Source organism: Mesorhizobium sp. CO1-1-7 (genome assembly GCF_020164885.1).
Taxonomy (GTDB): domain Bacteria; phylum Pseudomonadota; class Alphaproteobacteria; order Rhizobiales; family Rhizobiaceae; genus Mesorhizobium; species Mesorhizobium australicum.
Genome location: NZ_JAIUHA010000005.1, coordinates 450,157 through 461,026 on the forward strand (window position 1 = coordinate 450,157; position 10,870 = coordinate 461,026).

Annotated in this window: 9 protein-coding genes and 1 pseudogene; 7 read left to right on the forward strand and 3 right to left on the reverse strand. The window is 61.9% G+C overall.

All coding sequences use genetic code 11. The annotated features are described in order from the left end of the window. Window positions 1-142: 142 nt before the first annotated feature. The 7 genes and pseudogenes from LB516_RS13830 to LB516_RS13860 all read left to right on the forward strand — a co-directional run bounded on the left by LB516_RS13830 (window position 143) and on the right by LB516_RS13860 (window position 5,019). Window positions 143-877 carry an SDR family NAD(P)-dependent oxidoreductase gene (locus tag LB516_RS13830; RefSeq protein ID WP_140665595.1) on the forward strand — a complete coding sequence of 245 codons (735 nt, stop codon included), beginning with the start codon at window positions 143-145 and terminating at the stop codon, window positions 875-877. A 48-nt stretch (window positions 878-925) separates the two neighbouring features. Beyond that, window positions 926-1,678, forward strand: a complete 753-nt coding sequence (locus tag LB516_RS13835; protein ID WP_224719742.1) for an SDR family NAD(P)-dependent oxidoreductase — start codon at window positions 926-928, stop codon at window positions 1,676-1,678. A gap of 31 nt (window positions 1,679-1,709) precedes the next feature. Then, entirely contained in the window at window positions 1,710-2,312 is a 603-nt protein-coding gene (locus tag LB516_RS13840) for an NADPH-dependent F420 reductase (protein WP_224719743.1), read from the forward strand. A 108-nt stretch (window positions 2,313-2,420) separates the two neighbouring features. Further along, window positions 2,421-2,588, forward strand: a pseudogene (locus LB516_RS13845) (nuclear transport factor 2 family protein); the annotation flags it as partial. A 105-nt stretch (window positions 2,589-2,693) separates the two neighbouring features. After that, window positions 2,694-3,326, forward strand: a complete 633-nt coding sequence (locus LB516_RS13850) for a class I SAM-dependent methyltransferase (RefSeq protein ID WP_224719744.1) — start codon at window positions 2,694-2,696, stop codon at window positions 3,324-3,326. A 306-nt stretch (window positions 3,327-3,632) separates the two neighbouring features. Beyond that, entirely contained in the window at window positions 3,633-4,541 is a 909-nt protein-coding gene (rnz, locus tag LB516_RS13855) for a ribonuclease Z (RefSeq protein ID WP_224719745.1), read from the forward strand. Window positions 4,542-4,551: 10 nt separating this feature from the next. Further along, a complete protein-coding gene (locus tag LB516_RS13860) occupies window positions 4,552-5,019 on the forward strand; it encodes a metallophosphoesterase family protein (protein ID WP_224719746.1) in 468 nt (155 codons plus the stop codon). 147 nt (window positions 5,020-5,166) lie between these two features. On the opposite strand, the gene LB516_RS13865 is transcribed toward LB516_RS13860, so the two are convergent. The 3 genes from LB516_RS13865 to LB516_RS13875 form a co-directional block, all read right to left on the reverse strand. Then, the gene (locus LB516_RS13865; RefSeq protein ID WP_224719747.1) at window positions 5,167-6,504 is read right to left on the reverse strand and encodes an HlyD family type I secretion periplasmic adaptor subunit; all 1,338 of its coding nucleotides are present in this window, start codon (window positions 6,502-6,504) and stop codon (window positions 5,167-5,169) included. A 19-nt stretch (window positions 6,505-6,523) separates the two neighbouring features. Beyond that, window positions 6,524-8,218, reverse strand: coding sequence for a type I secretion system permease/ATPase (locus LB516_RS13870; protein ID WP_015319211.1), 1,695 nt, complete (start codon window positions 8,216-8,218; stop codon window positions 6,524-6,526). 63 nt (window positions 8,219-8,281) lie between these two features. Beyond that, a partial coding sequence (locus LB516_RS13875; protein WP_224719748.1) for a beta strand repeat-containing protein occupies window positions 8,282-10,870 on the reverse strand: 2,589 nt, incomplete at its 5' end.

The window sequence follows — 10,870 nt, forward strand, 5'->3', positions numbered from 1 at the left end:
TCGTCAGGGTGGATCGTTTTCGCACCACCGATGTGCGCGATTCCGCACTCACCGCCCGACTTCGGCGATCCCATGTTCAGGCTCTCGGGTTGACCCACCGTACAGCCAAAGACCCGAGATGGCGAAACAAAGGACGCACGACATGAACAGACTGAATGGAAAGACCGCCGTGATCACCGGCGGCGCTACCGGCATCGGCCGCGCCGCTGCAAAGCGCTTCATCGAGGAAGGCGCCTTCGTCTTCATCTTCGGCCGCCGGCAGCAAGCGCTCGACGCCGCTGTGGCGGACCTCGGGCCCAATGCCCGCGCGGTGAAAGGCTCGGTCTCGGATGAGGCCGACCTCGACCGGCTCTACGCTGCGGTGAAGGCCGAACGCGGAAGCCTCGACATCGTCTTCGCCAATGCCGGGGCTGGAGGCCCGCTTCCGCTCGGCCAGATCACCGCCGAGCACATTGACGAAACCTTCGGCACCAACGTGAAAGGTACGATCTTCACGGTCCAGAAGGCGCTGCCGCTGATGGGCCCGGGGGGTTCGATCATCGTGACCGGATCGAGCGCCGGCACCACGGGCGCACCGGGGTTCACTGCCTACAGCGCGAGCAAGGCGGCAGTGCGCAACCTCGCGCGGACCTGGGCGGAGGACCTGAAGGGCACCGGTATCCGCGTAAACGTGCTGTCGCCCGGGGCGACCGCGACCGACCTCGCAAAGGAAGCGCTGGGCGAGGAAGGACAGAAGGTCTTCGCCTCGATGACTCCGCTCCAGCGCATGGCCGATCCGGCGGAAATCGGGGCGGTGGCTGCCTTTCTCGCGTCGTCGGACAGCAGCTTCATGACCGCCAGCGAGGTCGCCGTTGATGGCGGCCTGGCGCAACTCTGACGCTGGCGCGTTCCCGCGCCTGGCTCACACAACGAAGGATAGAAGATCATGAAAAAGCTACAAGGTAAGATCGCTGTCATCACCGGCGGAAGCAGCGGGATCGGCTTGGCGACAGCCAAGCGCTTCGTTGAAGAAGGCGCGCACGTCGTGATCACCGGGCGACGAGAGAAAGAACTGAAGGGGGCCGCAGCCTTCATCGAGAGAAACGTTACGACGGTCGCAGGCGATGTGTCGCGCTTGGAGGATCTGGACCGGGTCTATGCCGTCGTGAAAGAGAAACACGGCCGCATCGACATTCTCTTCGCGAACGCAGGCGCGGGGACAATCGCACCGCTCGCGGCAGCGACAGAGGCCCATTTTGACCAGACCTTCGATGTCAACGTGAAGGGGTTGTTTTTCACGGTACAAAAGGCCCTTCCACTATTCAGTGACGGCGGTTCGATCATTCTGACCTCTTCGGTCTCCAACGTGTTGGGGCTGCCAGGGTTCAGCGCCTACGCTGCGAGTAAGGCGGCGGTGCGAAACTTCGCTCGCGCTTGGACACTGGAGCTGAAAGATCGCAAAATTCGCGTGAATTCAATGAGTCCCGGACCAATCGAGACCCCGGCATTGGCGACAACGACGGGCCTTACCCCCGAGCAAGCCGAGCAAGCGGCCGCCCAGTTTGCTTCACAGATCCCAATGGGTCGCAGGGGCAAGCCAGAGGAAATCGCGGCTGCCGTCACATTCCTTGCTTCTGACGAAAGCTCTTACATCACCGGCGTAGATTTCGCCGTCGATGGAGGCATGGCCCAGGTCTGACCTCGGCATCACACAAGATCGGAGAAACATCATGAGCTACGCAATTATCGGCTTCGGCAATATCGGCCGAGCCCTCGCCAAGGCATTTGCTCGCAAGGGCATCGAGGTATCCATCGCAACCACGCGCGACCCGGAAAGCTTTGCCGCGGACGCGGCCGCGATCGGGCCTACGATCATCCCCAAAAAGCTGGCGGACGCGGTCAAGGCGGACATCATCTTTTTGGCAGTCCGTTTCGAGTCCCATCCGGATGTCGCGAAGGCGCTGTCCACCTGGAAGGGGAAGACCATCGTCGATGTGACCAATGCCTACGGCGTGCCCCCTGAGAAGCTGGGAGGACAGCCTTCTTCCAAGTTCATCGCGCAGGCTTTCCCCGGTGGACGACTGGTCAAGGGCTTCAACCATTTGGGCGCTGCCACCCTCGACCAAGATCCAGCAGTGCATGGCGGCAGGAGAGTCGTGTTCCTGGCGAGCGACGATGACGCTGCCGCAGCGGAGATTGGTACGCTCGCGGAAAATCTCGGCTTCTCGCCGATCAAACTTGGCGGGCTTTCGGAAGGTGGGCTGCTGGTCCAGGCGCGCGGAAATAGCTGGGGTCATCTGATCTTTAAGGACCTGGTCAAGTTCGACCGATGAACACGACGTGCCCACCGGCAGGGTCACGATGCACGGACCGGACCGAGCGTGATCCGGTCCGTGCGAAATAGGGAAATTCCCATGACTATCGAGAAGACCATCCAGACCGTGAGGGGCTCCGCGAGGGGAAGGATCAAGGCCACGAACAAGACGTTCGAGGACGACTGGACCTTCGCCATCACGGTCCGGGACGGCAGATTGACCAACATCCGGGAATACGTCGACACACAAGCACTGGCACGTGCCTCGCAGATGGACGCGTCCGGACCGGCGTAGCGCTGGCCATCAGCGGCCATCGGAATGGGGTGGACGGCGGATCAGCCGTGGATCGCCCCCTCGCACGCTGGCGCTCGTCGAATGCTCAATCGAAAGGAGATCTCGATGTACGACCAATCCAAGCTATCCGAGTTGATCCGGTTCGCACGCGCGGATGCGGGCTTCACCGTCATCGACGTCTACCCGGGCGACGGCGACTGGACCCGCGTCTTCTCAGACATCGTGGGACCCCAAGGACGTGTCTACAGCTTCGTGCCGGCCGAAGTCGCCCACTTCAAGGACGATCCGGTCGGCCGCATGCGGACGCTCGCGAAGGAGCCGGGCCGAGAGAACATCGAAGCCGTCTCGGCGGACCTTGTGGCGATGCCGGAGGTCACGCAGCCAGCGGATGTTATATGGCTGCATCTGTTCTACCACGATCTCCACACCGCTCTGATTCAGGCCAGGGGCGCGACGGCAGCCGACTTCAATCGAGCCGTCTATGAGCGGCTGAAGCCCGGTGGTTCCTACGTTATCGTGGACCACGCCGCCGCCGTCGGGGCCGGCACGAGCGAGGCACAGTCGCTACATCGGATCGAGCCTGCATCCGTTCGCAAGGAGGTGGAGGCGGCCGGTTTCATCCTGGACGCGGAAAGCACCATGCTGGCGAACAAGGACGATCCGCACTCGAGCAAGGTGTTCGATCCTTCGATCAAGGGCAAGACCGATCGCTTCGCCTTTCGGTTCCTGAGGCCCTGACAGTGAGTCATCCGCCCCACAGTGGCTCAGCTCCCGCAAGCGTGAAAGCGTTGCCCTTTCCACACGAGGGCCTTGGCTGTCCGTTCTCTTGAGCAAAGGTGCTGGTGTAACGCAGCCCTCTTGAAGAGGGATCGGAGAAGATTGTGAGCTATCTCACTGCCTATAATCTGGCGCGATACGCGACACGCGATGCCGAATGCGCTCACGCTCACTCTTTTGTCGCTCCAAGCCGGCTAGCGAACGTCTATCAAGGACCGCTCCTTCGCCCGCTTTGAGGTCTCGTTGCCCGCGAGGTAGACTGCTCGCATGACCTTCAAGCTTATCTTCCTCGGGACCTCGGCCAGCGTGCCCTCGGCCGAGCGCAATCACCCGGCGCTGCTCGTTGAAGCCGGCAGTCAACGGGTGCTGGTCGATTGCGGGGAAGGCACCCAGCGTCAGCTTCTGCGCAGCGGCGCCGGATTCAGGCGACTTGATCGCCTGCTCCTCACGCACGCGCATTTCGACCACGTGCTCGGGATTCCAGGCTTGTTCTCGACGCTTCGGCTCCGGCAGAGCAAGAACCATGTGACCATTTATGGTAGCGCAGACACTCTTGACGTCGTCGCCCGCATGCTCGCTGGCCTTTGGGGTGAGGGACGCGCGCCGATCCCGCTGCAACTCGTGCCGCTTGCCCCCGGACGCGTGTTCGAGGTGGATGAGTTCACCGTCGATTGCTTTCAAGTTCGCCATCGCGACACCGACAGCTATGGCTTCGTCTTCGAGACGCCGGCGCGTCGTCACCTCCGTTCGGACCGCTTGGCAGCTCTCGGTGTGCCAGACGGTCCGATCCGGAAAGATTTGGCCGAAGGCCGCTCAATTTCTCTTCCCGACGGCCGAACGATTGCTCCCGAAGCAGTCCTCGGACCACCCGAGGCTGGCAAGAAGCTGGTCATTGTAGGCGACACCGAAACCACTGATGGATTGGCCGATAAGGTGAGCGGCGCCGACCTGCTTGTCATCGAAGCCACATTCCTGCAACGAGATGCAGCGATGGCGCGCGACTACGGACATCTGACAGCCGCGGAGGCAGCATCGCTGGCAGCGACCAGCGATGTAAAGCAGCTCGTTCTTACGCACATCTCCGGCCGCTATTGCGACGAAGAAATTCTCGCGGAAGCCGTTCAGGCGTTTGCGAACAGCCTTATCGCAACGGATTTCACCACCCTCACCGTTTAGTGGCAGGGCCATGACATTCAGAATTGGCGTCATCTCGGACACGCACGGCTTGCTGAGGCCGGAGGCGGCGCATTGCCTGGCCGGGGTCGACCACATCATTCATGGAGGGGACATCGGTCGCCCTGATATCATTACGGCGCTTCGCAGTATCGCGCCGGTTACCGCGATCAGAGGAAACGTAGACACCGGTGGCTGGGCGCTGCCATACGCGGAAACCGAGCTCGTACGCCTTGCCGGGCGAGCAATCTACGTGCTTCATGATCTCAAGACGCTGCAGATCGACCCGGTTGCCCAGGGCATCGACTTGATCGTGTCCGGTCACTCGCATGTGCCGGGGATGGAGACAGTGGATGGCGTGCTTTATTTGAATCCGGGCAGTGCTGGCCCGCGACGGTTTAAGCTGCCTGTCACCCTTGCGACGGTCGACATCACTCGAGACAGCATAGGGCCTTCGATATTGAGCTTGGCAAGCGGCTGAGCCAATTCAGCGCGCACTACGCCGCACTTATATCCGACTGTCTCCTCGATTTTTCACAAGATGGCAGGCGCGCCGCAACGCGGAGACACGTATTCTTCGCGATTTGTTAACGGGAGTTCTTGCCGCGTGCGGTGATGGACTGATCCGTCATTTCTGGCGAAACGCTGAGTGGAACGACACAACCAGCGGGCCTAGAATGTAGTCGAGCGCCGTGCGTTGCTCGGTAACGATCATGACTGACGCCGGCATGCCCGGATAAAGCGCGATCTGTGGGGCTGCGGCCAATTCCACGGGATCGACCGCTACGTCCGCGAGATAATAGGGAAAGCCTGTCTTGGTGTCGGTAATGCGATCCGCCGAAATGCGGGCGACGCGTCCATGAATTATGGGTATCGAACGCTGCTTGTATGATGTGAAACGAACTTCGGCGGCCATGTCGGGACGCAGGTTCGATATATCCTCGACGCGAACCTGTGCCTGGACGATCAGTGAATTCTCGGTCGGCACGATGTCAAGGATGGTCTGGCCCGGCGCCACGATCGCACCGATCGAGAAAACGCTGAGATCCATCACTTGGCCATCATAGGGTGCACGCACTTCGGCCCGGTCCATGGCGGCCTGGGCGGCGAACATCTTGGGTATGAGGTCGGACAGGTTCGATTGCGTATCGATCAGCATGGCCGACAATTTGGTCCGGCGCTCATTGGTCAATTGTGCGATCTGGCTCTCGAGCTCAGCTTTGCTCTGTAGGGTGCCGCCGATGGCGCCGAGATTATCATCGATCAAGCCCCGCAAATCCGAGGCCGACCTTTCCAGTTCCAGGACGCGTGGGCGGGTCGTCAAACCGGCCTTGAGCAGCTTCGACAGGCTGGCCTTCTCGCCGATCGTCGATTTGAGCTGGGCCCGGTAGGATTCGACCCGAGACTGCTTGCCCCGTATCTGCTCCTCGAGCTCGGCAATGCGCCGTTCGAGGATCTGCCTTGCGCCGGCCATCGAGGCGCGTTGGCTTTCCAGGTCGGCGATCTGGTTTGCCATTGCGTCCTTGAGGTAGTCCTGGTGCTCCTTGAGTATGTCCTTGGGAAAGGCAACCGCCTGGCTGCCGTCCAATTCGGCGCGGATCCTGGCATCGGTGGCGCGCAACAGTGCATATTGCTGGGCATAGAGATTGAACTCGGACCGAATCCTGGTGTCGTCCAGCTTCAGCATTATGTCGCCCTTCCTGACGACGTCGCCATCCTTAACGCGGATCTCCTTCACCGTACCGCCGTCGAAGTGCTGGACGCTCTTGCGATTGCCTTCCACCTTGACGATGGCATCGGCGAGCACGGCACCGTTCAGAGGGGCAAAGGCCGCCCAGCCGCCGAAAATGCCGAAAAAGGCCATTATGATCAGCAGGCCGATATATGCCGGCACCCGGATAGAATCCGGAGCCAGGATGCCCGACTCGCGAGGCAGGCTATGGTAAGTGAGGGCACTGTCGCTCATCGATCTCTCCGACCACAGCTCATTGGGTCGCCACCGCCATTGGAGCCGCGCGCTGGTTGAGCAGCGCCACGATCTCGTTTCTCATGCCGAACGCCTCGACGGCGCCATCGCGCAACAGCAGGATCTTGTCGACATTCGCCAAGGTCGAGGGCCGGTGCGAGACGATGATAACAGTGCTGCCGCGGCGCTTGAGCTCGATCGCGCAGTCGCTCAGCGCGCGATCGCCATCGGCGTCGAGATTGGAACTCGGCTCGTCGAGAATGATCAGTTTCGGCGTTCCAAACACCGCCCGGGCAAGAGCAATCCGTTGCCGATATCCTCCCGACAGCACGGCGCCGCCCTCTCCGATCTGCGTCTCGTAGCCTTGCGGCAGGCGGATGATCATCTCGTGTACGCCGGCGAGCCGCGCGGCCTCGATCACCTCCTGGTCGACATTGGTCTTGAAGCGCCCAATGTTGGCGGCGACGGTATCGGAGAAGAGTTCGATATCTTGCGGCAGGTAGCCGATGTGATCACCTAATGCGTCGTGCCCCCATTGCGACAGGTCGGCGCCGTCCAGCCTGACTGTGCCGCGACTGGGTTGCATGACGCCGGCAAGGTGGCGCGCCAGGGTCGACTTGCCGGCACCGGAGGGGCCAACGATTCCGAGCGCCTCGCCTGCTTCCAACCGAAACGACACGTCGCGCAGAAGCACTTTCTGCTGGCTTTGAATTGCAAAGCTTACCTGCTCGACGGAAATCATGCCGCTGGGCTTCGGCAGGTTGAACGCTCTTTCGTTGCGCGCGCCCCCGTCGACCAGCCTCTCGACCCTTGCCAACGCTGCCCGCGCCAGGATCAGGCTGCGCCAGAGGCCGACGATCTGCTCGACAGGCTGCAACCCCCTGCCCAGCAGGAGGCTCGCCGCGAACATGGTGCCGCCGGTAATCTGCCGTTCGATGACCAGATAGGCGCCGAGGCCGAGGATCAGCGATTGCATGGTGAGCCGCAGGAACCGGATGAGGCCCGACATCAAGGCGGCACGGTCGCTTGCCTCCGCCTGGCGCCGCAGCGCGAGGTTGCGGTCGCGCCCCCAGCGGCGGATGAGACCGTCGATCATCCCCATGGCGCGAACGACTTCGGAGTTCCTGAGGCTCATCTCGGTGAAGTTATAGTTGTTCGTCGCCAGCTCGTTGGCCTGCTTCAGCGGCGAGCGCACGAGATACTCGTTGAGCACGGCCATGCCGATCAGGAGCAGCGAGCAGCCCAGTGCGAAGAAGCCGAGCCACGGATGCAGCAGGAAGATGATGCCGATGTAGATGGGCGACCATGGCAGATCGAACAAAGCGTGGATGCCGCTGCCGGTGATGACCTGCCTGAACGTATCGAAGTCGCGGATCGGCTGGCTCGGCGAGGAGCCGGGCGATGGGGCCTCGACGGACGCAGCGAGGATCTTTGCCGAAAGCAGCCGGTCGAGCCGGGCGCTGGCACGCGTCAGGATCCAGGCGCGGACCAGGTCGAGACCGGCCAGCGAAAGGAAGGCCGCCAGCAACACCAGGGTCAGCATCACCAGCGTGGTTTCGCTGCCGCTGGTGACAACCCGGTCATAGATCTGCAGCATGTAGAGGGGGGAAGCGAGGTAGAGCAGGTTGATCGCCAGGCTGAACGCCGCCGCAACCAGGAAATAGCGGCGGCATGCCCGAAGCGCATCCTTCACAATTCGAGACTTGCTATCCACTTCCAGAACCCCACTCGATACTCGTCAGGTCAGGGAGCCGCCATAGCCGGCGGCCCTTTTCGCTCACACCACGAAGTCGCTTGAAATCGCTCCATTGCCGATGCCGGTCAGCGTGAATTCCGCCGGATTGTACGAAACGACGGTATGACCCTGGCCATCATCGGCAAGCTTGAAGGCGTTCGCATCATAATTGCCGACCAGGTGCAACGCGGCGCCGTGGGTGCCGTCCGAAACGGTCAGCGTTCCGCCGCTGCCATCCTGGTTTGCCTGATAGACGGCCGTCGTTCCCGCACCGAACAGGATATCGCCGAGGTCCAGCCTGTCATCATTGGTGATGCCCCCGATCCGTCCGCTGTAGTCGAAGGAATCGTCGAGTTGCAGCGTGCCGGCAGCGTCGTGTCCGAAGGTGACGTCCGTCGACGAGGCGCCGCCGAATTCCAGCTTCGACAAATTGCCGATGGTGGCATCGCCGTCGCCGGTAACCTGGCCGTGGATCACGATGTCGCCGCCATTGGCCCAGAGCATGCCTGAATTCGCCAGGCCGCCGGCGACCGTCAAGCCGCCAGAACCCGTTGCCTCGAGCGTTCCGGAGTTGGTGACGACGCTGCCACCGGTATCGATGACCAGCGCGTGCGAGCCGGTGGCGATAATGGTGCCCTGGTTGTCGAGGCTGAGCATGCCGCCGCCCAGCTGGCCGGAGCCCGAGATCGTGTTGTCGACGTTGACCAGAGTGACGTCCGGCCCTGTGCCGGAAATCATGTTGGCGGCGCTGTCGGACAGCAGGATCTGCCCGCCCCCCTGCAAGGTCACGCCGTGCTGGATGACCTGCAGCAGCGTATCGCCGCCGGTCGAGTCGAGCGAGATGAGGCCGCTGTTGTTGATAATGCCGCTGAGCGGCAGCAACGCACCGTCGCCGATCGTCATGGTGCCTGAATTGTTGACCACCGGCGTCTGGTCGAACACGAAATTGCTGGCTGTGAGTGCGCCCGAATGCACGCCGTCCAGCGTGATCGACTGTCCGTCGCCGAGTGCGATCACCGCATTGCCGTTGGCATCATCGGCGATATGCGTCTGGAGGTCGGCGAAGTCCGCCAATCCGTTATAGCCGATGAGATCGATCTGGTCGGCGGCCGCATCGAAATTGTGCACCGTGTCGGCGCCAATCGGTTGCGAGAAGACGAAGAGATCGTTGCCGTGCGAGCCGGTCAGCACGTCGTCGCCGGACCAGGCAAAGATCGGCGAACCCGGTGCATAGGCCTCGACATTGTCGGCGATCGATGCTGTGCCCAAGGTGCCGTCGGCATTGATCCAGGTCATCTCGACATCGAGCACGGCTGCCCCGGTGAAACTGGCCGGCGTGGTAACGGTCAGCCCGTGCAGGTCGTTGGTCTGGATCGTCCAGCTTCCGTCGGCATTATGGGTCGCGCCATCGATGGTCCAGCCCGAAGGCACATCCTTCACCGTGACGGTGATGAGCGCGCCCTCATGTGATGGGTCGGTGAGAGCAAGGTTGATTGGCTCGCCGGAGGTGCCGGCGGGCTTGAGACCGGTTGTAATTTTCGCGGCATTGGTTTGCCCACCTGCATCCAAGAATGCTCCACTGTCGATCGTAAGAGTGTAGGAGGATCCGTTGCTGCTTCCCGCGCCTTTGTCGACCTGGAAGGTGTATTGGGTGTGGGTTGCATTGAAGCTTCCCGACCCGCTGATCACACTTACATTCGGCAGGCCGGAGACATGCATCACGTCCGACAGATTGGCGAAATTTTCGTTCACTGCCGTGCTGAACGTAATGGTTACGGTACTTGGCTCTGCGTTGCTCCCCTGTTTGCCATCCACCACCGAGGAAATCAGAGTCGGGCTGACGTCGTTGGTGCCATTCACGGTCACCGTCACGGTCTGGGTGTCCGAGGCTGCATTGTTGTCGGTGCTCTGGACCGTGTAGGTGAGCGTCAGCGACTGGCCGACGGCAAGGTAGTCGAAGGCCTGCGTGCCGGAATTGAAGGTCCAGCCGAGGTTGTGGGTGTCCGTCGGATTGGCTGCCAGACCCGACGTCGGTGTAACAGCCAGCATGGCTAGGAGCTGGGTGTTGGTCAGACCAAGGCCAGCCGTCGTTCCCGAAGCCACGACAGTCGTGACCGAAGAACTCACCGTGTCGGAGAGATCGGCATCGGTCACCGTCAGCGTGCCCGTGGTCGAGAGGCCGGCGTTGGTTTCCGTCAGGGTCGCCGATGCAGTGTCCGGTGTCCCCGTTCCCACAAGATGAATATCCGGCGCATCGTTGGTGCCATTCACGGTCACCGTCACGGTCTGGGTGTCCGAGGCTGCATTGTTGTCGGTGCTCTGGACCGTGTAGGTGAGCGTCAGCGACTGGCCGACGGCAAGGTAGTCGAAGGCCTGCGTGCCGGAATTGAAGGTCCAGCCGAGGTTGTGGGTGTCCGTCGGATTGGCTGCCAGACCCGACGTCGGTGTAACAGCCAGCATGGCTAGGAGCTGGGTGTTGGTCAGACCAAGGCCAGCCGTCGTTCCCGAAGCCACGACAGTCGTGACCGAAGAACTCACCGTGTCGGAGAGATCGGCATCGGTCACCGTCAGCGTGCCCGTGGTCGAGAGGCCGGCGTTGGTTTCCGTCAGGGTCGCCGATGCAGTGTCCGG